This is a genomic window from Arthrobacter sp. K410C, assembly GCF_059090105.1.
In genome coordinates this window covers 67,143-89,305 of the sequence record NZ_JBNHFJ010000012.1, presented here as the reverse complement: position 1 = coordinate 89,305, position 22,163 = coordinate 67,143, and the positions used below count along the sequence as shown (strand labels likewise).

Below are 22,163 nucleotides of genomic sequence, written 5' to 3'. Positions count from 1 at the left end.
CAAACCTACGTGCGCGGCCGGGCAACGCTCCGCTGGATAGGGGGCCGTGCCCGCTCCGCGGTGCCCGCCACGCCGCGGCCCCCTATCCAGCTGCGCTTCGCTTGCTCCCACCTTAGGCGAGACGAACGCTGAGCGACGGACGGATGAGGGGGCCCGGGAGTGGCATGTAAGGATCTGGCCGAGGGCCCCGACACGAGCTTGCGAGTGTTGGGAGGCCAGATCCGCTTCCGGAGCTGGGTGGCGAAGGATCGTAGATCTTCGCCACCCAGCGAAGGGGCGGGGCCCCCTTATCCGTTCGGCGCGGTCCCGGCGTAGCGCCGGAAGTACCCCGACTACGCCGGGACCGCGACGATGACCTGGGCTGCGCGGAGGACGCGTTCTCCTGACTTGTAGCCGGAGCGGAGCACCTGGCTGACGGTGTCAACCTCGATGTCCTCGCCGGGCTGCTGGATCAGGGCCTCGTGGATGGTGGGGTCGAACTCCACGCCGGTTTCGTCGATGCGGACCAGGCCGTAGGTCTTCAGCGCGTTCTCCAGCTTGGTGGCGATCGCGGCGAAGGGACCGTCGGTCAGGTCGCCGTGCTGCCGCGCGGCGTCGACGTCGTCCAGGACCGGAAGCAGGGAGTTCAGGACGCCAATGACGGCCATCTCCCCTGCCACGGCGCGGTCGCGTTCCACGCGCTTGCGGTAGTTGACGTACTCGGCCTGCAGGCGGAGGAGGTCGTTCTTCAGTTCGACCGCCTCGGCGTTGCCGGCTGAGCCTGCCGAAACCCCCTGGGCCACGGATTCCTCGGCGGGCACCTCAATGCCGTTGAGGATTTCCTCGGCCTGGGCAAGTGCGTCGCCGTCGGAATCCTGGGCGCCGGCTTCGGGGGTGGACTGGCTGCCCTCGGGGTGCCGTGCCTGGCCGGTCACCGGGTCAACCTTGCGGTTGTCCCGGATGACCGGTTCGGAGACGCCGCCCTGCTGGCCCGCGGATGAGTTGTGCTCTTCCTCGTTACCGTGGTGCGGCATAATTTACTTCTTCGCTTCGTCTTCGTCGATGATCTCGGCGTCGACGATGTCCTCGTCGGCCTCGGACCCTTCCGGACCTGCTGCTCCTTCGGCACCTGCGGCACCGGTGGCGCCGTTGGGCGAACCGGCCTGGGAGTAGATGGCCTCGCCGAGCTTCGTCTGGGAAGCCTGCAGCTTCTCGAACGCAGCCTTCACAGCGGCATCGTCGGTGCCTTCGAGGGCCTTCTTGAGGTCGTCGACGTCGGTCTGGACCTCGGTCTTGACCTCTTCCGGCAGCTTGTCCGCGTTGTCGGCGATGAGCTTGTCCACGGAGTAGGCGAGCTGCTCGGCCGTGTTGCGGGTGTCGGTGGCCTCGCGGCGGGCCTTGTCCTCGGCTGCGTGCTCCTCGGCGTCACGGACCATGCGGTCGATGTCTTCCTTGGAGAGCGCGGTGCCGCCGGTGATGGTCATGGACTGTTCCTTGCCGGTGCCCTTGTCCTTCGCGGAGACGTGGACGATGCCGTTCGCGTCGATGTCGAAGGTGACCTCGATCTGCGGGATGCCGCGCGGTGCCGGGGCGATGCCGGTCAGTTCGAAGGTGCCCAGCGGCTTGTTGTCGCGGGTGAACTCACGCTCGCCCTGGAAGACCTGGATGGCCACGGACGGCTGGTTGTCGTCGGCCGTGGTGAAGGTCTCGGACCGCTTGGTGGGGATGGCGGTGTTGCGTTCGATCAGGTGCGTCATCACGCCACCCTTGGTTTCGATGCCGAGGGACAGCGGGGTGACGTCGATCAGGAGGACGTCCTTGCGCTCACCCTTCAGCACACCGGCCTGCAGGGCTGCACCAACGGCCACGACCTCGTCCGGGTTGACACCCTTGTTCGGTTCCTTGCCGCCCGCCAGTTCCTTGACCAGTTCGTAGACAGCAGGCATACGGGTGGAGCCACCGACCAGCACGATGTGGTTGATGTCGGTCAGCTTGATGCCGGCTTCCTTGATGACGTCGTGGAACGGCTTCTTGGTGCGCTCCAGCAGGTCCTTGGTGAGGTCCTGGAACTTGGCGCGGGTCAGCTGCTCATCCAGGTGGACCGGGCCGTCGGGGGTGACGGACAGGTACTGGAGGGAGACGTTGGTGCTGGTGGAGGAGGACAGTTCCTTCTTGGCCTGCTCGGCAGCTTCGCGGAGGCGCTGCAGGGCGATCTTGTCCTTGGAGAGGTCGATGCCCTTGACCTTGAGCTGGTTCAGCAGGTAGTCAACCACGCGCTGGTCCCAGTCGTCGCCGCCGAGGCGGTTGTCGCCGGCGGTGGCGCGGACCTGGATGGTGGAGAAGTTGTCTTCGTCCTTGCCGACTTCCAGCAGGGAGACGTCAAACGTACCGCCACCGAGGTCGAAGACCAGGATGAGTTCGTCTTCCTTGCCCTTGTCCAGGCCGTAGGCGAGGGCCGCGGCGGTGGGCTCGTTGACGATGCGCAGGACGTTGAGGCCCGCGATTTCGCCGGCTTCCTTAGTGGCCTGGCGCTCGGCGTCGTTGAAGTAGGCGGGAACGGTGATCACAGCGTCGGTGACCTTTTCGCCCAGGTAGGACTCGGCGTCGTTCTTCAGCTTCATGAGGATACGCGCGGAGATTTCCTGCGGCGTGTACTTCTTCTCATCGATGGCCTTGGTCCAGTCGGTGCCCATGTGGCGCTTAACTGACGAGATGGTGCGTTCGATGTTGTTGACCGCCTGGCGCTTTGCGATTTCGCCAACCAGGACTTCGCCGGACTTGGAGAATGCAACCACGGACGGCGTGGTGCGGCCACCCTCGGCGTTGGCAATAACGGTGGGCTCGCCACCTTCGAGAACGGAGACGACGGAGTTGGTGGTTCCGAGGTCGATACCTACTGCACGTGACATTGTGTTGCTTCCTTCTTTCCTTGGAAACTTGCTGGCGCCCGCTAATTGAGCGTTCTGCACTCAACCTTACTCAGGGCTCCGATGATGTCAAGCAGAGTTGAGTCAACTACGCTCAACTTTGCTTACTCAAGGAAAAGGGCAGCAACGAGTTCCCCCCGGCTCGCCACACCACCTTGCTGAAGATGTGCCGCAGGTGTTCCTGTGCGGTGTAGGGCGAAATGCCCAGCATGTGGGCCATCCGCTGGGTGGCATGACCTCGCACAACAAGCTCCGCGACCTGCAGCTCACGCGGGGTCAGTCCGAAAATCGCCGCGGTCAGAGGGGCCAGGTGCGCATGATCAGCCGGTCCGATGATGACGCCTGCAGACCCGGGCTGCGCGAGCTCCGCCTCGACGCCGTACAGGGCAGCCCATTGCCCGTTGGCCAGCCGGAGATGGAGCGGCCCCGCCGGGCTGCCCCCGGCCAGCGTCGCGAACGAGACGGCGTGAATGGGCAGCGGCAGGCCGCCCGCAGACGCGGGACCGTCAGGAAACAGTGCCAGCCATTCCCGCGCAGTTGCGCTCACGGCAATCGGAAGGCCTGCCGGGTCAACGATCACCAGCCCGGGCGAGCCGGGGCTCGGCGCGGCGGAGGTGGGACCGGCAAGCAGTCCCCGCCTGACCCCCTCTGCCAGCAATGGCGCAACCGAACGCATGAACTGCCGGTCTGACTCGGCAAAGGCAGGCATGGCGGCCGGCCTGTTAAGACGCACAGTCGCCCATACCTGGCCGGCATCGTCCCGCAGGGCCACCACCATCTCCTGCTCAAGATCGTGGTCCCGCATGTAGTCGCGGTAAATGGCACTGTGCCAGGGGTTCCCGCCGGTAACTTCGGCGAGGGTCTGGACGCCGGCCGGGTTCCGTGCAACGTCAACCGACTTGTTCACATCGTCGTCGATGTATTCCCAGCGCATCTGGGCGGCACCGTCCAGCGTGCAGTCGGGCCCGTACACACCGTTGATCAAAAGCGAGCGGGGGTCCAGGGAGTACCAGGTGGGCGTCGCCGCTGCGCCTGCCGCCGAGGGCACCGCCTGCGCAACGAGCGGTCCGGCAGCGGCGCAGAAGGCCGCGGCGTGGAGGGCGGCATCAACCAGTTCGCCCAGGTCGCGCCTTACCCTGCCCGCCGCCCGCTGGTCCATCTTCCTGCCTCAATCCGCCAGAAGCCCCAATAACAGAATCCTGTTATCGACGGAAGCCGTCAATGCCCGCATCATGGCTGCCATGGATGAATTCACTGGTTATGGCCAGGGGCTTGCGAAGACCTTCATCAGCACTGTGGGAAGCCGTGATCCTGGCGGCTGGGCCGCAATGTTTACAGAGGACGCGACGTATAGAACACCAGATCTCCCGGACGCCCTTCATGGCCGGCCGGCTTTGAAGGCGATGGCGGAGACACTCTTCACCGCCTTCCCTGACATGGTGTTCGTGGTGCGGTCGGTAACAGAGCAAGGCAACGTGGTGGTCCTGGAAGGCGCAACAAAAGGCACCTTCACCGGGCCGATGCAAACGGCCGCGGGAGAAGTGCCGCCGACCGGCAAGTCCTACGAGGCACCCTTCGCTGCCGTGTGCGAACTATCAGACACCGGGCTCATCAAGGCCTGCCGCGAGTATTACGACACGGCGGCTTTCGCCACCCAGCTCGGGCTGGCCGGCTGACCCTGGCGCTGCCGAAGCGGCTACCGCTCGGCGTCCGGATCGCCGTGCAGCGGACCGCGCTCGTCAGTGGTGGACATGACCTGCCCGTCCGTCAGGCCTTCACGGACGGCATCCTCGTTTCGGAAGTCCTCGGCGGGGTTCTCGGCGTCGCCCTCCCCGTACTGGCCGCCTTCACCTTCCAGCCCCGGCTCTGTGCTGCCGCGGCGGGGGTGCTCATCAAATGCTGCTTCGTGGCTTTCGGTCATGGCGGAACCTCTCCTTCGAGTCCGCGTCCGTGCGGGCGCACTGGCAGTCTATCGAGCAGCACAGCCAGCCAACAGGGCTTCATCCCGGTCTGGCCGTTCTTCAGTCTCCTGCCGGGAGAGCTTGCCGGGCCACCAGATCCTGGGGCCGATGTCGTAAGCCAGCGCGGGTACCAACAGCGAGCGCACCAGCACCGTATCCAGCAGGACGCCGAACGCCACAATGAAAGCCAGCTGCACCAGGAACATGATGGGAATGACGCCCAGCGCCGCGAACGTGGCCGCGAGCACCACGCCGGCGGACGTGATCACGCCGCCGGTCACGCCCAGGCCGCGGAGGATGCCGGGGCGGGTGCCGTGCTTCAGGGACTCCTCCCGAACCCGGCTCATCAGGAAGATGTTGTAATCCACACCCAGGGCAACCAGGAACACGAAGCCGAACAGCGGCACGGTGGCGTCGGCACCCGGGAAGCCCAGGATGTTGTTGAACACCAGCGCGGACACGCCCATGGCCGCCGCGTAGGAGAGCACCACGGAGAGCACCAGCAGGACCGGCGCGAGCACGGACCTCAGCAGCAGCATCAGGATAAAGAGGATCACCACCAAGACCACCGGGATGATGATCACCAGGTCACGCTGGGCTTTGGTGTTGGTGTCCAGCGCAGTGGCGGTGACACCGCCCACCAAGGCACCGGGGTCCACCGCCTTGACGTCCACGCGGAGGGCCTTGACGGCTTCTTCGGCCTCGAGAGAGTCCGCTGCGGAGTTCAGCGTGGCATTGATCAGCACCTTGCCCTCGCGGACGTCTGGCTCCCTGGGAGCCCCAGGGGCGCCGGTGATCGGTACGCTGCCTTCAACCAGCAGGTAGGCCTCCCCCACGCCGTCGGCCGCTTTCACCGCGTCCAGCACTTCCTGTGCCTTGCCTTCGTCCGCAACCACGACGGCGGGGCTGCCGCTGCCCGCGTCGAAGTGGCGGGCCAGCGCGTCCTGGCCGTCCACCGCATTGGAGGCGGTGAGAATGACGTCCGTCTGCGGGACGCCGTTGGCCTTGAGCTGGAGGACGCCGGCGGAGGCTGCAGCCAGCAGCAGGACGGACGCGATCCAGACGGTCCGCGGACGCCGCTGCACCAGCGCGCCGGTGGCCCGCCACAACCCCTTCTGGCCTTCCAGCCCCGTGACCAGCTCGGGCTCGCGCTCGCCAGCGGGGGCGGGCTTGGGACGGAACGGCCAGAAAACGGCACGGCCCAGGAGCGCCATCAGGGCGGGCAGCAGCGTGAGTGCGGCGAACAGCGAGCAGATGATGCCTGCCGCTGCCACGGGCCCCAGCGCCTTGTTGGAGTTGAGGTCTGAGAAGAGCAGGCAGAGCAGGGCGATGATGACCGTGGCGCCGGACGCCAGGATGGGCTCAAACGAGGTCCGCCAGGCCGTCAGCGCCGCGGATGTCCGGTTGGCCGTGTGCGTCAGCGCCTCACGGAAGCGCGCCACATAGAGCAGGGCGTAGTCGGTGGCCGCGCCAATCACCAGGATGGAGAGGATCCCCTGGCTCTGGCCGTTCAGCTGGATCCAGCCCGCCTTGGCCATGCCGAAGACCAGCAGGATGGCGGCACACAGCGCGAACACCGACGTCAGGAGCACCATGAAGGGCAGGAGCAGCGAGCGGTACACCACCAGCAGGATGACGAACACAGCGGCCAGCGCCACCAGCAAGAGGATGCCGTCAATCCCGGCGAACGCGGCCACGAGGTCGGCCGCGAGGCCGGCGGGCCCGGTCACGAACGTGCTCATCCCCCCGGGTGCAGCTTCAGCCACAAGGTCCAGGAGCTCTTTCACGGCCTCCTGCACTTCCACCTCGGACTCGCTGATGGGCGCAATGAACTGGACCGCCTTGCCGTCCTTCGACGGAATGGGCCCAACCACCGCGCTGCCCAGCTTCAGCTCTTCCAGGTCCGCCCGGAGCGCGGCCACTTCCCCGAGCTGCGCCGACGTGAAGGCCTCGTCGCTTTCGATGACGATGACGCCCGGCACCTCGTCCGAGTCCCGGAACTTGGCCTGCCAGTCCTGGGCGGCAGTGGCCTCCGCACTTGCCGGAAGGAAGGACGCCTGGTCATTGGAGGACACTTCCTCCAGGCGCCCGAAGGTGGGGCCGCCCACGCCGGCGAGCACCAGCCACGTGAGCACCAGGATGACGGGGACCAGCCAGCGCAGCCAGAACGGCACGCGCTCCCTGCTTTCGGTTTTGTGTTTCATGATGCCTTCCGGACGTACGGGACACGAGCAGTAGTTCCAGAGTAGACTATCTCCATTGTAGAGATAAGTGGTCATCAAGGTTTTTCTTAGCAATCGCCATGAGGGCACGGAGGGCAGGGCTGAAGTAGTATCCGTCAGTACGGCCGGGCGCACCCGGCGGTACTGCCCACCAGAAGGATGAGGAGGCGGCCATGGCAGCAAGCGGGCCCGCGGACACGCCGCACCCTCCGGCATCCCCTGGGCAGAATGGCGGCCCGCACCCCCTCGTCCGGCTCCTGCAGGAGTTCACCCTGGAGGCCAACCGGTACGTGGACACTGCCGGCAGCAGGAAGGACATGCACCGGACGGACCTGAACGCCCTGGCCGTGATCATGCGCCACACGGCCAAGGGGAATCCGGTGACACCGGGACTCCTCCGCAAGGAGCTGCACCTCAGCTCCCCCGCCACCACGGCGCTGATTGACAGGCTGGACAGCTCCGGCCACGTGGTCCGCGAGCGCAACAGTTCCGACCGGCGGCAGGTGCAGCTGAAGATGACACCCAAGGCCTTCCAGGAGGGCGGCGCCATATTCGCGCCCCTTTCGCGTCGAATGGGCAGTGCCATGGCGGAATTCTCGGAGGAGGAGCTGGAAACCGTCTCGCGGTTCATGACCGCAATGGTGGAAGCCACTGTGGCGGCGCGCGAAGAATCCTCGGCGGATTAGGCCGGCGAAATCCTTCCGCGCCGAGGCGTGAGGGGTAGCGTTTGGTTATGAGTGCCCAGCAGCCCGAAGAAGACGTCTACACGCACGGCCACCACGAATCGGTGGTCCGCGCCCACGCCGCCAGGACCGCCGAGAATTCCGCCGCCTTTGTCCTGCCCCACCTGACCTCCGGCTCGGACCTGCTCGATGTCGGCTGCGGACCGGGCACCATCACCTGTGATTTCGCGGCCCTCGTCTCGCCCGGAAAGGTCACCGGCCTGGACCGCTCACCGGACATCATCGCGCAGGCCCAGGCGCTCGCCGTCGAACGCCAGGTCCCCAACGTGGAATTCGTGGCCGGCAACATCTACGACCTCGAGTTCGAGGACGAGACGTTCGACGTCGTCCATGCCCACCAGGTACTGCAGCACCTCACCGACCCCGTGGAGGCCCTCCGGGAAATGCGCCGCGTGGCCAAGCCGGGCGGCATCGTCGCCGTGCGCGACGCCGATTTTCACGGTATGAGCTGGTATCCCGCCATTCCTGAACTGGACGAGTGGATGGAGCTGTACCAGCGCATCGCACGCCGCAACGGGGCAGAGCCCGACGCCGGGCGGCGCCTGGTCAGCTGGGCGCAGTCGGCGGGATTCACGGACGTGGCCCCCTCCAGCAGCAACTGGCTGTACGCCACCGGACAGCAACGCCGCTGGCAGGCCCGCGTCTGGGGCGAGCGGGTACTGCACTCAGCCTTCGCGGAACAGGCGCTGGAGTACGGCTTCGCCAATCCTGCGGATCTGGCACGGATCTCGGCCGGCTGGCACCGCTGGGGCTCGACCGACGACGGCTGGTTCCTGATCCCCAACGGCGAGGTCATCGCCCGCGCATAGGCCTACGTTGCCCATCCAGGCGTACGGTCCCGTAGCCACCTTGTGGCGACCCCGTCACCGGCCCTCTGCCGCGTAGGATTGACAGGTGCAATTTTCCCTCTGGCTGGCCTTGGCCGGCGCCGGCGCCCTGATCAGCTTCACCCCCGGCGCCGGAGCCATCAACACCATGAGCAACTCGTTGATCGCCGGCTTCCGGCGGTCCATCTGGGGAATCCTCGGGCAGCAGGCGGCACTGGTGGTGCACGTGGTGATCGTGGCACTCGGCGTCGGCGTGCTGGTTGCCAGCTCGCCGGTGGCCTTCAATGTGATCCGCTACGCGGGCGCCGCCTACCTCATCTACCTGGGCGTCCGCCAGTTCCTCAGCAAACCGAGCCTTGAAAAGGAGCAGACGGCGGCGCTGCGGAACGAGCCCTCCTTCTCGATCTTCCGGCGCGGGTTCTGGGTCAACCTGCTGAACCCGAAGGCCATCGTCTTCTTCCTCGCCTTCACTCCCCAGTTCATCCGGCCCGAACAGCCCTTGTGGACGCAGTACGCCGTGCTGACCGCCACCATCGTCGCGATCGACATCCTGGTGATGTGGTTCTTCTTCGCCGCGGCAGCCAGGTCTTTCCAGCGCTTCACCCAGACTCCCCGGGGACAGCTGGTGCTCAGTAAGGTGTTCGGCGTGCTGTTTGTGGCCGTCGGGATCCTCCTTGCCCTGATCCACTGATTCCCGGGCTCACTGATCCCCGGCCTCGCGGAGCACCCAACCTCACTACATACCCCTTCGGGGGGTTCGTCATGCATCTTTACAAACCCGTCAATTTTTATGAACCACCCGCTAGCCATGAGGCCGGAAAGCGCGCATGCTTAGCATCATGAACTCAGCGTCGAGCCCATACCGCGTCATCGCCGTCTGCACCGGCAACATCTGCCGCTCACCCATGGCGGAACTTATGCTGAGGGCCGCGTTTGAGCGCGAAGGGCTGGACGGATTGGTGGCGGTGGACTCGGCGGGCACCACGGGCTATGAGTCCGGGCGCCCCATTGACCCGCGGGCCGCGCGCAGGCTCGCAGCCACGCAATTGGCGTCCGAGCTGCACATCGCGCGGGAGTGGCTCCCGGAATGGTTCCGCGAACGGGACCTCATCCTGGCGCTCGATATCGACCACTACGCCTGGCTGAGCGAGGCGGCGCCGGACCAGGAGTCGCTGGGCAAGATCCGCATGCTCCGAAGCTTCGATCCCGCAATGGCCGGCAAAGACCTGCTGGACCAGGGCATCGAGGACCCCTGGTACGGCGGGCATGCGGACTTCGATGCGGTCTGGCACCAGATCCAGGCCGCCCTTCCGGGAATCGTGGAGCACGTCAAGGCGGCCGTCTCCTCGGACGCGCAGCTGCAACGGCAGGGAAGCTGACGGCCCACCGCCCATTCTTGCAATTGAGAACCGTTCTCAATTAGGCTCTTCGCTATGAGCCTTATTGTTGTGAGTTCCCTTGATGCCCTCTGCCGCCGGGAAGCCTGCGGGGACCTGGCAGCTGAACATCCCGGGAGCCTCGTGGTCTTCCACGACCTGCTGGAGAACGGACTGGTCATCCGGAGGGTTTTTGATGCCGCAGGTCCCGTCGAATACGAGGAAACCATGCTCGAACACGGCTGCCTCAGCTGTGCGGTACGCCTTGACCTCGTGCCCGCGATCGACCGCCTGGCGGCATCAGCAAAAGGCCCGATCATCATCGGCCTTCCGCCTGCCGTTCCTGCATCGGTGGCAGTCACGGCACTCAACCACGGGCTCAGCCGGCCGGCGACAGTTTCCTCGGCCATCCTTGCCCTCGCGCCGGACGCCCTGGAGGACCACATCTGGGATTCGCATACCCTGTTCGAGTCCGGATTCACCCCCATGGCAGACGACGAGCGGACCGCCGGCGAATTCCTGCTGGGCGAACTGGCATTCGCGGATACCGTCCTGGTGGCGGAGCCCGAAATCGTTCCGGCCCATCCCGCAGGCCGGGAGCGCGGCCTGCACCTGCTGCGGGAACTCGCACCGCATGCGCACCTTGCACACAATGCGGCAAACGTCCGTCCAGGTGGGCATCATTTTCCAGAAGCCGCCTCCCGGACGTCAGCGGGAACCATTCGGGTCCGCCGCTCTTCCGGTCCTGCTACGGCATCGCCCTTCGTTACCGTGGTCCAGCGCATGGAGCGGCCCCTGCATCCGGGGCGGTTCCGCCAGGTCCTGGGCATGCTCGCCGAGGGCTGCTGCGTCCTGCAGGGCCAGTTGTGGGTTGCCTCCGCACCCGAGTGCCGCATCGCCATCCAGGGCATTGGCCCCCGCGTCTGGCTCGAAAACACCGGGACATGGCGGGAAGAACCCGCCGGAACGGGGCAGGCGGCACGTGTACCCGGCCCCGCCGCCACCGTCCTGGCTGCAACGGGGGAGGGCCTGGACCCGGCGGAGTTCGAGCGGCTGCTGCGGGAGTGCGAGCTCACCGACGACGAGTTGGCAACCGGCGCGGTCCTGTCCGACCCCTTCGGCCTGCGGCCCGCCAACTGACCTTCCCGCCTGCCAGCCCATCAACCACCACCCCACCCACAAGGAGCACATAATGAAAGTACGGAATTCACTGCGGGCGCTGAAGAAAATCCCCGGCGCGCAGATCGTTAGGCGCCGCGGCAGGACTTTCGTGATTAACAAGACGGACCCGCGGATGAAAGCCCGGCAAGGATAAAGGTACGCTCTACTTCATGAGCCCAGCCCCCGTCATCATCGCCATCGACGGGCGCTCGGGCGCTGGGAAGACCACTCTCGCCGTCGAACTGGCTGCCCGCCTGCGCGCCCACCACAAGGTCTCGCTGTTCCATCTCGAGGACATCTACCCGGGCTGGAACGGCCTGGCCGCCGGCGTGGAGCGGTACGTCGCCACCGTCCTCACCCCCTTGCACAGGGGTGAGGCGGCAACGTGGGTGGCCTGGGACTGGGAAAACCATTACGACGGCGAGCCCCGGGTCACCCTCCCCGCCGAGATCGTCATCGTCGAGGGCGTGGGCGCCGCCGCGGCAGGTGCCCGGCCGCTCCTGGACGCCGTGATCTGGGCTGAATCCCCTGACGACGTCCGCCGCACCAGGGCCCTGGACCGCGACGGCGCAACCTATGAACCCTATTGGGACCAGTGGGCAGCGCAGGAAGACGAATGGCTGGCCGGAGATGACGTCCCGGCGCGTGCCGACGTACGCGTCCAGAACCTGGCGGACGGCTCCGCCGTCGTTGACCTCCTGCGGCTCCTCCCCTACCTTCCGGCGCTGGCTCCCGTCCTGGCACCCGAACTGTCCGCCCGCCGCGGGCTCCGCCTTCGGTCGGAACGGCTGCAAGAGCGTCCTGATACCGCGGCGCTGTTCCGTTCCCTCTACGGCGGCTCACCCAATGCGGTCTGGCTGGACTCCTCCAACGCCGGAACGGCAGCCTCAGCGGGCAGCGGTGCGGCGGGCACGGACGAGGTGTCCGCGCGAACCGCCGCGGAGCGCAGCCGTTTCAGCATCATGGCGGACGACGGCGGCACGTTCGGGCAGTCGGTAAGCCACCGGTCCGGTGAAAGCCTGATCAGCGCCGGTTCCGCAACCGCCAGGGTCACCGGCCACTTCTTCCGCTGGCTGGACACGGTGTGGGGCCGCCGCGCGGTCCGCGCGCCGGAGGGCTACCCCGGCCAGTTCACGCTGGGCTGGCTGGGCTGCCTGGGCTACGAGCTCAAGCGTGAAACAGGCGGCGCCGACCTGCCCGCCGCCACCCCGGACGCCGCCCTGATCTTTGCCGGCCGCGCCGTGGTGCTGGACCACGCCGAAGGCACCGCCTGGCTCCTGGCCCTCGAGGCACCGGACGCGGAGGACTGGCTGGCGGCTGCTGCCGCCGCAGTTCACCAGGCCGCGGTTCACCAGACCGCCGCCCCGGAACCCGGCGGCAGCACCGCCGTCGTACTTCCCGAGGCCCCCGCCTTCCGCAGCCGGGACACCGGCGAGGCCTACCGGAAGAAGATCGCAGCCGCGCAGCACGAGATTGCCGAAGGCAACACCTACGAGGTGTGCCTGACCACCACGCTCGAGGCACGGGTTCCAGCCGATGCCCTGGACCCGTGGCGCATCTACCTTGCGCTCCGCGGCCGGAATCCTGCACCCTTCGCAAGCTTCCTCCGGCTGGACGGGGTGACGGTGGCAAGCACCTCGCCGGAGCGGTTCCTGAAAATTGCGTCCGACGGCGGCATGCGCGCCGAACCGATCAAGGGAACCCGCCGCCGGGCTGCCGATGAGCAGGAGGACGCACGGCTGCGGACGGACCTCGCCACCTCGCTGAAGGACCGGGCGGAGAACATCATGATCGTGGACCTGCTGCGGAACGACCTCAGCCACTTTGCGGTCCCCGGCTCCGTCACGGTCAGCAGGCTGTGCGCCATCGAAAGCTACGCCACCGTGCACCAGATGGTCAGCACCATTGACGCCCGCCTGCTGCCCGGCTCCTCGCGGGCGGAGGCAGTTGCCGCCTGCTTCCCCGCTGGATCGATGACCGGGGCGCCCAAGATCAGCACCATGGCCATCCTCGACCGGCTGGAGGAAGGCCCGCGCGGACTGTATTCCGGCGCCATCGGCTACTTCTCGCTGAACGGCGCCACGGATCTCGCCGTCGCCATCCGCACCCTGGTGATCAATGCCCGGGGTGACGGAACGGCGGAGCTCACGCTCGGCGTCGGCGGCGCCATCACCGCCGATTCCGTACCGGACGAGGAGTACGAGGAGATCCGGACCAAGGCGTATGGGGTCCTGTCCACGCTGGGCGCGGAGTTCCCGGAGGACTGAAGGCGGCTGCTCGGCGGGCGGCCCGCGCCGGGCAGACCCGCCCTGGCCGGGCCGGCTAACCCCGCCGGGCAGGCCTGTCGAACTTCCAGCCCTCGGCTTTGAGTTCCGGGATCACCTGGTCAACCGCTTCCACCGTCTGGGTCCTGTCGCCACCGCCGTCGTGCAGGAGCACCACGCCGCCGGGCCGGACCCCTTCGCGGATCCGGCGGACCAGTTCGGGCGTTCCCGGCGGCTCCCAGTCCCCAACGGTCAATTGCCAGCCGAGAGGCTGCATTCCCAGTTCTGCTGCCACTTGGGGCGTCTGTCCCCAGCTCCCGTAAGGGGCACGGAAGTAATCGATTTTTGCGCCCGGGACGGCCTCACGGATCACGGCGCTGGTTTCCAACAGGTCAGCCTTGATGGCCTCCGGGCCCCACGTGGCCATGTTGTCGTGGTGCATGGTGTGGTTGCACAGAAGATGGCCGGCAGCAGCGATCTGCCGCGCTACCTCGGGGTACTGCTTCACATGGTCGCCCCACAGGCAGAACGTTGCCTTGACATGGTGCTTCTCCAGCACGGCCAGCAGCTTGGGGGTGCTGATGGGGTCGGGACCGTCATCGAAGGTCAGGCTAAGGTACTTGCCGTCATGTCGGGTCGAATCGACAATCGCCGGGGTTGCCTGGTCCGCCTGCGCCGGCGTTGCTGCGGCCAGGCTTGCCGGAATGGAGCCACCTACTGCCAGGACTGCGGCGGCGAGGGGCAACGCGGCCTTGCGCAGGGAAATGAGGCGGCGAGTCGGGAGGGGCATGTTTTTCCTTCCTGTCGTCATGACCGCCCCAGGCACAGTGCCGGCCGCGGCCGCACTAGAAGGCCGGACAACAGCGGTGTCTGCGGAACAAGGCAGCATTGACAGCCGGTGGGTCATGGAAAACTTCCGGTAATTTCCGGAACTCGCTCAGCGTAGGCTTCCGCCCTGAATGCCGTCAAGGGTTTTTCGGAATGTTGCCGGCTGTTTCAAAGCGGCCGATACATGAAGAGGGATTCAGCGGTTGGCGGCTGGAGCCGTACTTTCCCGCACCACCAGCCGGGTGGCAAGTTCCACCCGGGGGCTTTCCACGCCTTCGCCCTGCAGGATCCGGAGGACGGTGCGGGCAGCCAGCTTGCCCATCTCGGCCAGCGGCTGCCGGACGGTGGTGAGGGGCGGCGACGCCCAGCGGGCTTCCGGCAGATCGTCGAACCCCACAATACTGATGTCCTCGGGTACCCGCAGGCCCTTCTTCCGCACCGCTTCATAGACGCCAAGGGCCATCTGGTCGCTGGCTGCGAAGACGGCGGACGGCGGCTCAGCCAGCTCAAGCAACCGGCAGCCGGCACGGAACCCGGACTGGTAGTCAAAGTCCCCCTCCATGACGAGCCCGGGATTAAACGAAACTCCTGCCGCGTCCAGGCCGGCCCGGTAGCCGTCCAGCCGCGCCCTGCTGCACCAGAGGCCAGGGGCCCCCGCCACGAAGCCGATCCGACGGTGGCCCAGTCCTGTCAGGTGTTCCGTGGCGCCCACAGCACCGGTCCAGTTGGTGGCACCGATGGTGGGCACGTCCAGGTCAGGGACACCGGCCGGATCCACCACCACTGCCGGGACGTGGAGGCGCTGCAGCTCGGCGCGAAGGAACGAATCAAGGTCCGTGGTAACCAGGATGGCACCGTCACTAGCCCTGGCGCTGACATTGTCCAGCCATTGACGGGTGGATGTTGGATTGCTCTGGCGGTGGATGGCGGATACGACGGTCGAGGCGCCAGCTTCGTTGGCGGCTTCCTCCACGCCGCGGATAATCTCCACGGCCCACGGGCTGTCCAGGTCATTGAACACCAGGTCGATGAGGCCGGCCCGGACTTCTGGGCGGACGCCCCGTCGCTGGTACCCATACTCCCTCAGCAGCGTTTCCACGCGTTCCCGGGTCTGCGGTGCAACATCGCTGCGGCCGTTGAGCACCCTGGAGACAGTGGGCACCGATACTCCCGCTTCGGCAGCAATTGCCGAAATGGTGACTGTCCGGCGGGGGCTCTCCTGCACGCATTCCTCCTGGTCCGCTGCAAGTATAGGCCCTCGCGCGGCAGCGCCGGGCGTCACAAGTTTTCGAGAAACCCTTGACGCGCTCTCCGGAATGTTCCTAACCTACAACAACTAACTTCCGGAAAGTTCCGGAAGTTAGTTCATCGGCCTTATGTGGTCCGACTGACTCTGTACCTCAAAGGAGAGCTCTTTAATGAAGGTTGCCCAACTAGTCGCCGCCGCAGCGCTGGCGTCGACGTTTGTCCTTCCCACGGCACTGCCCGCAACGGCCGGCCAGAACGACCAGCCGCAGGCACCGGGCATTGCCAAGCAGGACACCCTGCGCTGGGCTGCGCCCAAGGGCGTCCGGATCGGAACAGCCGTTGCCGGCGGCGGCCACCACGAAACCATGCCCTACCCCAACCCCTTCACTTCCGACGCACAGTACCGGGAAGTCCTCGCTGCCGAGTTCAGCTCTGTCTCGCCTGAGAACCAGGCCAAGTGGGAGTTCATCCACCCTCAGAAGGACCAGTACCGGTTCGCCGAGATGGACGCCATTGTTGAATTCGCCCAGCAGCACGGACAGGTGGTCCGCGGCCACACCCTGTTCTGGCACAGCCAGAACCCCGCATGGCTGGAGCAGGGCAACTTCAGCAAGGAGGAACTGCGCTCCATCCTGAAGGACCACATCACCACCGTCGTGAGCCGCTACGCAGGCAAGATCCAGCAATGGGACGTTGCCAACGAAATCTTCAATGAAAACGGCACCCTGCGCACCACCGACAACATCTGGATCCGGGAACTCGGTCCGGAGATCATCGCCGACGCGTTCCGCTGGGCCCATGCGGCGGACCCGAACGCGAAGCTCTTCTTCAATGACTACGGCGTGGAGAGCATCAACGCAAAGAGCACGGCCTATGTGGACCTCATTTCGAAGCTCCAGGCCCAGGGCGTCAAGGTGGACGGCTTCGCTGTCCAGGGCCACCTGAGCACCCAGTACGGCTTCCCGGGTGACCTGCAGGCGAACCTTCAGCGCTTCGATGACCTCGGCCTGGAAACGGCTGTCACTGAGATCGACGTCCGCATGAACATTGCCGCCGGGGCAACCCCCACGGCGGAGCAACTCGCCAAGCAGGCCAGCTACTACCAGCGCGCGCTGGAAGCCTGCCTGAACGTTGATGACTGCAACTCCTTCACCATCTGGGGCTTCAACGACAAGTACTCCTGGGTGCCTGTCTTCTTCAGCGGCCAGGGCGAGGCAACAGTGATGTGGGAGGACTACACCCGCAAGCCGTCGTACTACGCACTGCAGTCCACCCTTCTGCAGGCAAACCCAGGCGGAGAACAGCGCTCAAACCACCACCCCGCGTACCGGCAGTAACCACTGCCACCTGCAGTGCTGACAAGGCCCAGTGCTGACAAAGCGCAGGCCTGACAAAGCGGCCCGGAACCATCAGGTTCCGGGCCGCTTTTTCTGTGGCGGCTAACCCTCCAGGGCGTGGATGCGATAGGTAAGCGTGTGCGACTGGCCCGGATCCAGGATGACCAGATCGCTGCCGGAATTGAAGGCATCTGGAGGGCAGCTCATCGGCTCCACCGCCAGCCCCTTCCGGCCGCGCAGCTCTCCTGAATAGAGCTGGACCCAGGGGGCTTGTGCTCCCGTAGATTGAACCACCGCCGACAGCTGGAGGCCGGGGTTGCGCAGGATGACGTGCCACTCCCCCTCCGGCAGAGCGGTGAAGGCATGGTCCAGGGACTGCGAACCGATGCGGCGGGCAGCCGAGAAATCGAAGTCAGTGCCCTTCGCGTCAGCAAGGCCGGCGGGCCGGAGTAGCTCGTCCGTCAGGAGCACTTTGCCAGCCCGGAATTCCAACTCGCACTTGGCGATGTCCTCGCCGCCAACAGTGACATAAGGGTGTGAGCCGCAACCGTAGGGCGCCGGCGATGTCCCGCGGTTGACCGCGTTGAGCTCGATGCGCAGCCCGGCAATTGGGTCCAGCGCGTAGGAAGCCGTTAGCGCGAGGGGAAAGGGATACCCGGGTTCGCCGTGCAGCAGGTAAGTGAGCGTCACCTCGGCCTGGGAGCGCTGCTCCACACGCCATTCGCTCCACAGGGCAAGCCCATGGAGTGCACTGCCGGTGGCTGCCTCATTGACGGGTAGCTGGTAATGCTGCCCGCGGAAGGTGTAGGCGCCGCCGCTGACCCGGTTCGGCCACGGCATGAGGGTCTTCCCGGCGAAGGCGGGAGGAAGTTCCTCAGGAGGAAAGGGCAGGACCAGGTCCGTGCCGCGGAAAGAAAGCTGCTGAAGCCCTGCTCCAACAGTGGTGACCGCTGCGGTGTAGTCGCCCGCCTCGAGCGTGACGAACTCACCGTTGGTGTTGACGATGGATGACATGAGGTTCCTTTCCGGGAACACCGCCAGGGTCAGTCCTGGCCCGGTGGCGCCGTGCTTTGGCGGACAACAAGCGATGTTGCAAGGTCGAGGCGCAGGTTGTTGGGCCGTTCACCTTCCCGCAGGCGCAGGACCATCCGGGCGGCCTCTTCGGCCATCTCGATCAGGGGTTGGTGCACAGTGGTGAGGGCAGGGCTGGACCAGCGTGCCACCTGGAGGTCGTCGTATCCCACAATTGACAATTCGCCGGGAACAGCCAGGCCAAGCTGGCGTGCGGCGTCCAGAACGCCCAGGGCCTGCAGGTCGCTGCCAGCGAAGATGGCGGTGGGCCGCTGCTCCATCTGCAGCAGCTCAAGGGCATGGCTTCGGCCGCCGTCCACGTGGAAATCGCCGTACCGGATGATGGTCCGGTCGATGGGAATGCCCGCAGTGTTCAAGGCGGAGCTGTAGCCATCGATCCGGGCCAGGGAGCACATCATGTCCCCAGGACCGGAGATGGCGGCAATGCGGGTATGGCCAAGTTCAATAAGGTGGCGGGTGGCCATCATGCCCCCGGCCCAGTTGGCCGACCCCACCGAAGGCACATCGGGGGCAGGGTCGCCTGCCGGGTCGATGATCACGAACGGGATGGAGCGCGCGTCCAGCTGCTGCCGGTACTCCTGTGGCAAATCGGAAAAGACCAGGACCACGCCGGCCGGCCGGCGTGCCATCACGCCTTCAACCCAGTCAACTCCGGGCGCATGCCTCGTGCCGCTCTCGGTGAGGATCACGCTCATGCCATTCGCTTTTGCGACGTTTTCGACCCCGCGGATGATTTCCAGCGCCCATGCACTCTCGAGCTCATGAAAGACCAGCTCCAGGAGGAGGGACTTCGATGCGGTGGTCTTCCGCCGCTTGTAGCCGTGCTCCTCGAGGAGCTCCTCAACTTTCGAACGTGTTTTACGAGAGACGTCGGAACGTCCGTTCAGAACCTTCGAAATAGTGGACAGTGATACACCCGCCTCCTCGGCCAGCTGGGCGAGGGTAACGCGCGTGTCGGGAGATGCAGGGCTGGACATGAGCACCAGCATAGCGGCAGTTTGCCTTATGAGGGGCCACAAAAGTTTCGTGCCTTGCACTGTCGATGTAACGCAACTTACACTTGCAGGCATCACATAACTTTCGATCAAAGCATCGAAACTTTCGAGAGGCGTTCGAAGATGAACAAGCACGGATGGGTCGCCCGCAGTCTTGCCGGCGGTGCGGCTCTTGCCCTTGGCCTGACGATGGCCGGCTGCTCGGGAGGGTCCGGCTCGTCGAGCCGGCCCGAGAACGAGATCCACGTCGCCATGTACGGCGACGCAGGTAACACAGTTGAACAAAAAATGATCGACGCCTTTAACGCCACCTCCGAGGTGAAGGTTGTCCTCGACAAAATCCCTGGTGCCGAGTACCAGTCGAAGCTGCAGACCATCATGGATACGCCGACCGCCCCGGATATCTTCTTCAACTGGGGCGGCGGCAGCATCAAGAGTTTCGTGGATGCCGACCTCGTGCTCCCCCTTGACGATTTCATCAAGGAAGATCCGCAGTTGAAGGACGCCTTCCTGCCGTCCGTGTTTGACACTGCCGTTATTGACGGAAAGTCCTACGGCATCCCGATGCGCGGCACGCAACCGGTCATGCTCTTCAACAACTCCAAGGTCCTCGCTGACGCTGGCATCACTGCCCCGCCGGCAACCTGGGAAGAGCTGCTCGAGGACGTGAAGATCCTCAAGGACAAGGGCATCACCCCCATCGCGCTGGGTGCCGGCGACCGGTGGCCTACGCTGATGTGGTTTGAGTACCTTTACGACCGGGTTGCCGGAGATGGCCTCTTCAAGAAGGCCCTCGAAGGGGACACCAGCGTCTGGGAATCTGAAGACAGCCGCAAAGCCCTCGGCATGCTTCGGGAACTCGTTGATGCAGGAGCCTTCGGCACCAACTTCGACTCAGTGAAGTTCACAGACGGCGGGTCCCCCGCCCTGCTTGCCAGCGGCAAGGCGGGCTTTGAACTGATGGGCTCCTGGGAGTACTCCACCCAGCAGAGCAACGACGCGCAGTTCGCCGCGGAGGTCCTCGGTTACAGCGAGTTCCCGAAGATCGAAGTCGGAAAAGGTGACGAGAACAACCTCGTGGGTAACACCAACAACTTCTACTCGATCCACAAGAACACCCGCTACCCGGAAGCCGCCCGCGATTTCCTGAAGCTCATGTACTCGGACCAGTTCGTGCAGGAGCAGGTAGGAATCGGTAACCTCCCCACCACCTCGAACACGGAGAAATTCCTCGACCAGGCGGCGGATCCCGAATACGCAAAATACCAGTTCGACCTGGTCAAGGAAGCGCCGTCGTTCCAGCTTTCCTGGGACCAGGCGTACCCGCCGGAAGCAACTGTCACCATCCTCACCGCCGTCTCCCAGTTCTTCAGCGGACAGATTGACGAAGACGGCTTCATCAAGGCCATGCAGAGCCTCTAGGAAAAATCATGACCACGACGCTTGCAAACCGCAGGCGCCCGGCACGCGCGGGCGGCCCCGAAGAGGGCCGTCCCGCGCGCCGGGGCGGCTCCTCGTCGAGCCGCCCCGGCTTTGTCTGGGCCCTTCCTGCCACCATATTCTTCGGACTTTTCGCGCTGGTCCCGCTTGTCGCGGTGGCAGTGCTGTCCTTCACCACGTGGAGAGGCCTCGGCGACCCCAAGTTCGTAGGCTTCAAAAACTGGGAATCCCTCTTCCAGGACCCGGTCATGCTCCAGAGCCTCTGGCTCAGCCTGCTGTTCATTGTGCTTGGCATCGTGACCCAGACACCTCTGAGCATCCTGCTGGGAGTCTGGGCGGCGGGCACACAGAAAAACCGCGCCATCCTGAGCGCGATCTACTTCGTTCCGCTGCTGCTGTCCTCGGCCGCGATCTCCGTCCTGTGGCGTGCCCTTCTTGACCCCAACTTCGGCATTCCCGGCCAGATGTCGTGGCTGTTCGGAGACGGCAATATCCTGGGCAGCCAGACGGGTGCCATCGCGGTGCTGATCTTCGTGGGCATGTGGCAGTTCACGCCGTTCCACACGCTCATCTACCAGGGCGCAGCGAAGCAGATTCCGCATGTCCTCTACCAGGCCGCATCAATTGACGGCGCAGGCACAGTCAGGCAGTTCTTCAGCATCACCCTGCCGCAACTGAAAAACAGCATCATCACGTCCGTGATCCTGATGGTGGTGGGTGGCCTGACCACTTTTGAGACAGTCCTCATCCTGACCAATGGCGGACCGGGCACCAGCACCACTATCACCGCTTTCCACATGTATCAGGAGGCGTTCCGCCGGTTTGATTTCGGCGCCGGCAGCGCCATCGCCCTCGTACTCGTCGTCATCTCCACGGCAATTTCCTTCGCTGTGGTCCGCGTTTCCGGATACGACAAGATGCGCAGTTCCCTGGAGGGGCTCTAAATGAAAACGCGTCCGAATTACCTTGCCGGCATCGGAGCCTTCATCTGGCTGGCCATCGTAGCGGTGCCGTTGTACGTCATGCTGTCTGCAACATTCCAGACGCGTGCCGAATTCGGCGACAATGGTCCGCTGTCCCTGCCTACCAGCTTCACGCTGCAGAACTATGTGGATGCCATCACCAGTGGGTTCGGCCGGTACTTCTTCAACACGGTCATCGTTACGGCCGGCGTCGTCGGCCTGGTCCTGCTCCTGGTACCCCCGCTGAGCTATGCGATCGTCCGGAGCCAGAGCCGTGCCGCCTCGGTCGTTTTCCGCGTGTTCCTGCTGGGACTGGCGATTCCCGCCCAGGCCGTCATCGTTCCGGTGTTCTACCTGATCAACACCGTGGGCCTCTACGACAACCTGCTGGGCGTCATTCTTCCGACGGCGGCCTTCGCCCTTCCGATCTGCACGATCATCCTCAGCGGAACCATGCGGGACATCACTCCCGATCTCTACGAGGCAATGGCCATGGACGGCGCCACCCCCGCACGTTCCTTCCTTCGCCTGGTACTGCCGCTGTCCAAGGGTGGACTGTCCACCATCGCGGTGTTCTCGGCACTTCAGGCATGGAACGGGTTCCTTTTCCCGCTGATCCTTACGCAGTCCGAATCAACCCGGGTGGTCACCCTTGGCCTGTTCAACTTCCAGACGCAGTTCGGCATCAACATCCCGGGACTCCTGGCCGCCGTGACCCTCTCCATGGTGCCGGTACTGCTCGCCTACCTCTTCGCGCGCCGCGCGCTTGTCCAGGGCCTCATGGGCGCTGGCGGAAAGTAA

General features: G+C 65.3%; 21 protein-coding genes. 12 read left to right on the top strand and 9 right to left on the bottom strand.

All coding sequences use genetic code 11. The annotated features are described in order from the left end of the window. Window positions 1-332: 332 nt before the first annotated feature. The 3 genes from AC5RU7_RS16110 to AC5RU7_RS16100 all read right to left on the bottom strand — a co-directional run bounded on the left by AC5RU7_RS16110 (window position 333) and on the right by AC5RU7_RS16100 (window position 4,065). Complete coding sequence (locus AC5RU7_RS16110) at window positions 333-1,013, bottom strand: nucleotide exchange factor GrpE (RefSeq protein WP_494053083.1); 681 nt, start codon at window positions 1,011-1,013, stop codon at window positions 333-335. Between the two features lie 3 nt (window positions 1,014-1,016). Then, complete coding sequence (gene dnaK / locus AC5RU7_RS16105) at window positions 1,017-2,888, bottom strand: molecular chaperone DnaK (protein WP_494053082.1); 1,872 nt, start codon at window positions 2,886-2,888, stop codon at window positions 1,017-1,019. A gap of 112 nt (window positions 2,889-3,000) precedes the next feature. Then, window positions 3,001-4,065 (bottom strand): helix-turn-helix transcriptional regulator, encoded by a 1,065-nt coding sequence (locus AC5RU7_RS16100; RefSeq protein WP_494053081.1) that lies wholly within the window; start codon window positions 4,063-4,065, stop codon window positions 3,001-3,003. Window positions 4,066-4,147: 82 nt separating this feature from the next. Here AC5RU7_RS16100 and AC5RU7_RS16095 point away from each other — a divergent pair, with 82 nt between their 5' ends. Next, window positions 4,148-4,582: a nuclear transport factor 2 family protein gene (locus tag AC5RU7_RS16095; RefSeq protein ID WP_494053080.1), complete on the top strand. Its 435-nt coding sequence runs from the start codon at window positions 4,148-4,150 to the stop codon at window positions 4,580-4,582. Between the two features lie 20 nt (window positions 4,583-4,602). On the opposite strand, the gene AC5RU7_RS16090 is transcribed toward AC5RU7_RS16095, so the two are convergent. Continuing rightward, on the bottom strand, window positions 4,603-4,827 hold the full coding sequence (locus AC5RU7_RS16090) for a hypothetical protein (RefSeq protein ID WP_494009829.1): 225 nt from the start codon (window positions 4,825-4,827) through the stop codon (window positions 4,603-4,605). A gap of 48 nt (window positions 4,828-4,875) precedes the next feature. Further along, window positions 4,876-7,071, bottom strand: a complete 2,196-nt coding sequence (locus AC5RU7_RS16085) for an MMPL family transporter (protein ID WP_494053079.1) — start codon at window positions 7,069-7,071, stop codon at window positions 4,876-4,878. 191 nt (window positions 7,072-7,262) lie between these two features. Between AC5RU7_RS16085 and AC5RU7_RS16080 the strand changes: the two genes are divergently transcribed. From AC5RU7_RS16080 to pabB, 7 genes are all read left to right on the top strand, one after another. After that, entirely contained in the window at window positions 7,263-7,775 is a 513-nt protein-coding gene (locus tag AC5RU7_RS16080; protein ID WP_494053078.1) for a MarR family winged helix-turn-helix transcriptional regulator, read from the top strand. A 47-nt stretch (window positions 7,776-7,822) separates the two neighbouring features. Next, entirely contained in the window at window positions 7,823-8,641 is an 819-nt protein-coding gene (locus AC5RU7_RS16075) for a methyltransferase domain-containing protein (protein ID WP_494053077.1), read from the top strand. 85 nt (window positions 8,642-8,726) lie between these two features. Next, window positions 8,727-9,350 (top strand): LysE family transporter, encoded by a 624-nt coding sequence (locus tag AC5RU7_RS16070; protein ID WP_494053076.1) that lies wholly within the window; start codon window positions 8,727-8,729, stop codon window positions 9,348-9,350. Window positions 9,351-9,498: 148 nt separating this feature from the next. After that, the gene (locus AC5RU7_RS16065; RefSeq protein ID WP_494053075.1) at window positions 9,499-10,038 is read left to right on the top strand and encodes a low molecular weight protein-tyrosine-phosphatase; all 540 of its coding nucleotides are present in this window, start codon (window positions 9,499-9,501) and stop codon (window positions 10,036-10,038) included. 54 nt (window positions 10,039-10,092) lie between these two features. Then, the gene (locus tag AC5RU7_RS16060; RefSeq protein WP_494053074.1) at window positions 10,093-11,175 is read left to right on the top strand and encodes a GTP-binding protein; all 1,083 of its coding nucleotides are present in this window, start codon (window positions 10,093-10,095) and stop codon (window positions 11,173-11,175) included. A gap of 52 nt (window positions 11,176-11,227) precedes the next feature. Further along, a complete protein-coding gene (gene ykgO / locus AC5RU7_RS16055; protein ID WP_494053073.1) occupies window positions 11,228-11,350 on the top strand; it encodes a type B 50S ribosomal protein L36 in 123 nt (40 codons plus the stop codon). 16 nt (window positions 11,351-11,366) lie between these two features. Continuing rightward, a complete protein-coding gene (gene pabB, locus AC5RU7_RS16050; protein WP_494053072.1) occupies window positions 11,367-13,463 on the top strand; it encodes an aminodeoxychorismate synthase component I in 2,097 nt (698 codons plus the stop codon). Window positions 13,464-13,518: 55 nt separating this feature from the next. Here pabB and AC5RU7_RS16045 read toward each other — a convergent pair whose 3' ends face one another. Beyond that, on the bottom strand, window positions 13,519-14,250 hold the full coding sequence (locus AC5RU7_RS16045; protein ID WP_494053071.1) for a polysaccharide deacetylase family protein: 732 nt from the start codon (window positions 14,248-14,250) through the stop codon (window positions 13,519-13,521). A gap of 234 nt (window positions 14,251-14,484) precedes the next feature. Next, complete coding sequence (locus AC5RU7_RS16040) at window positions 14,485-15,513, bottom strand: LacI family DNA-binding transcriptional regulator (protein WP_494053070.1); 1,029 nt, start codon at window positions 15,511-15,513, stop codon at window positions 14,485-14,487. A gap of 193 nt (window positions 15,514-15,706) precedes the next feature. On the opposite strand from AC5RU7_RS16040, the gene AC5RU7_RS16035 reads away from it, so the two are divergent. Beyond that, window positions 15,707-16,873, top strand: a complete 1,167-nt coding sequence (locus AC5RU7_RS16035; RefSeq protein WP_494053069.1) for an endo-1,4-beta-xylanase — start codon at window positions 15,707-15,709, stop codon at window positions 16,871-16,873. A 102-nt stretch (window positions 16,874-16,975) separates the two neighbouring features. Here AC5RU7_RS16035 and AC5RU7_RS16030 read toward each other — a convergent pair whose 3' ends face one another. Together AC5RU7_RS16030 and AC5RU7_RS16025 are read right to left on the bottom strand one after the other, a co-directional pair. Then, complete coding sequence (locus AC5RU7_RS16030; protein ID WP_494053068.1) at window positions 16,976-17,887, bottom strand: aldose-1-epimerase; 912 nt, start codon at window positions 17,885-17,887, stop codon at window positions 16,976-16,978. A gap of 29 nt (window positions 17,888-17,916) precedes the next feature. Further along, the gene (locus tag AC5RU7_RS16025; RefSeq protein WP_494053067.1) at window positions 17,917-18,942 is read right to left on the bottom strand and encodes a LacI family DNA-binding transcriptional regulator; all 1,026 of its coding nucleotides are present in this window, start codon (window positions 18,940-18,942) and stop codon (window positions 17,917-17,919) included. A gap of 141 nt (window positions 18,943-19,083) precedes the next feature. Between AC5RU7_RS16025 and AC5RU7_RS16020 the strand changes: the two genes are divergently transcribed. Genes AC5RU7_RS16020 through AC5RU7_RS16010 form a run of 3 tightly spaced genes read left to right on the top strand, consistent with a single transcriptional unit; the run spans window position 19,084 to window position 22,163 of the window. Further along, a complete protein-coding gene (locus AC5RU7_RS16020) occupies window positions 19,084-20,382 on the top strand; it encodes an extracellular solute-binding protein (protein ID WP_494053066.1) in 1,299 nt (432 codons plus the stop codon). 8 nt (window positions 20,383-20,390) lie between these two features. Further along, window positions 20,391-21,344 (top strand): carbohydrate ABC transporter permease, encoded by a 954-nt coding sequence (locus AC5RU7_RS16015; RefSeq protein ID WP_494053065.1) that lies wholly within the window; start codon window positions 20,391-20,393, stop codon window positions 21,342-21,344. Beyond that, window positions 21,345-22,163 (top strand): carbohydrate ABC transporter permease, encoded by an 819-nt coding sequence (locus tag AC5RU7_RS16010; RefSeq protein WP_494053064.1) that lies wholly within the window; start codon window positions 21,345-21,347, stop codon window positions 22,161-22,163.

Coding starts and splice junctions, on each gene's coding strand:
- AC5RU7_RS16110 (WP_494053083.1), bottom strand. CDS start 1,013: ATGCCGCACCACGGTAACGAGGAAGAGCACAACTCATCCGCGGGCCAG.
- dnaK (WP_494053082.1), bottom strand. CDS start 2,888: ATGTCACGTGCAGTAGGTATCGACCTCGGAACCACCAACTCCGTCGTC.
- AC5RU7_RS16100 (WP_494053081.1), bottom strand. CDS start 4,065: ATGGACCAGCGGGCGGCGGGCAGGGTAAGGCGCGACCTGGGCGAACTG.
- AC5RU7_RS16095 (WP_494053080.1), top strand. CDS start 4,148: ATGGATGAATTCACTGGTTATGGCCAGGGGCTTGCGAAGACCTTCATC.
- AC5RU7_RS16090 (WP_494009829.1), bottom strand. CDS start 4,827: ATGACCGAAAGCCACGAAGCAGCATTTGATGAGCACCCCCGCCGCGGC.
- AC5RU7_RS16085 (WP_494053079.1), bottom strand. CDS start 7,071: ATGAAACACAAAACCGAAAGCAGGGAGCGCGTGCCGTTCTGGCTGCGC.
- AC5RU7_RS16080 (WP_494053078.1), top strand. CDS start 7,263: ATGGCAGCAAGCGGGCCCGCGGACACGCCGCACCCTCCGGCATCCCCT.
- AC5RU7_RS16075 (WP_494053077.1), top strand. CDS start 7,823: ATGAGTGCCCAGCAGCCCGAAGAAGACGTCTACACGCACGGCCACCAC.
- AC5RU7_RS16065 (WP_494053075.1), top strand. CDS start 9,499: ATGAACTCAGCGTCGAGCCCATACCGCGTCATCGCCGTCTGCACCGGC.
- AC5RU7_RS16060 (WP_494053074.1), top strand. CDS start 10,093: ATGAGCCTTATTGTTGTGAGTTCCCTTGATGCCCTCTGCCGCCGGGAA.
- ykgO (WP_494053073.1), top strand. CDS start 11,228: ATGAAAGTACGGAATTCACTGCGGGCGCTGAAGAAAATCCCCGGCGCG.
- pabB (WP_494053072.1), top strand. CDS start 11,367: ATGAGCCCAGCCCCCGTCATCATCGCCATCGACGGGCGCTCGGGCGCT.
- AC5RU7_RS16045 (WP_494053071.1), bottom strand. CDS start 14,250: ATGCCCCTCCCGACTCGCCGCCTCATTTCCCTGCGCAAGGCCGCGTTG.
- AC5RU7_RS16035 (WP_494053069.1), top strand. CDS start 15,707: ATGAAGGTTGCCCAACTAGTCGCCGCCGCAGCGCTGGCGTCGACGTTT.
- AC5RU7_RS16030 (WP_494053068.1), bottom strand. CDS start 17,887: ATGTCATCCATCGTCAACACCAACGGTGAGTTCGTCACGCTCGAGGCG.
- AC5RU7_RS16025 (WP_494053067.1), bottom strand. CDS start 18,942: ATGTCCAGCCCTGCATCTCCCGACACGCGCGTTACCCTCGCCCAGCTG.
- AC5RU7_RS16020 (WP_494053066.1), top strand. CDS start 19,084: ATGAACAAGCACGGATGGGTCGCCCGCAGTCTTGCCGGCGGTGCGGCT.
- AC5RU7_RS16015 (WP_494053065.1), top strand. CDS start 20,391: ATGACCACGACGCTTGCAAACCGCAGGCGCCCGGCACGCGCGGGCGGC.
- AC5RU7_RS16010 (WP_494053064.1), top strand. CDS start 21,345: ATGAAAACGCGTCCGAATTACCTTGCCGGCATCGGAGCCTTCATCTGG.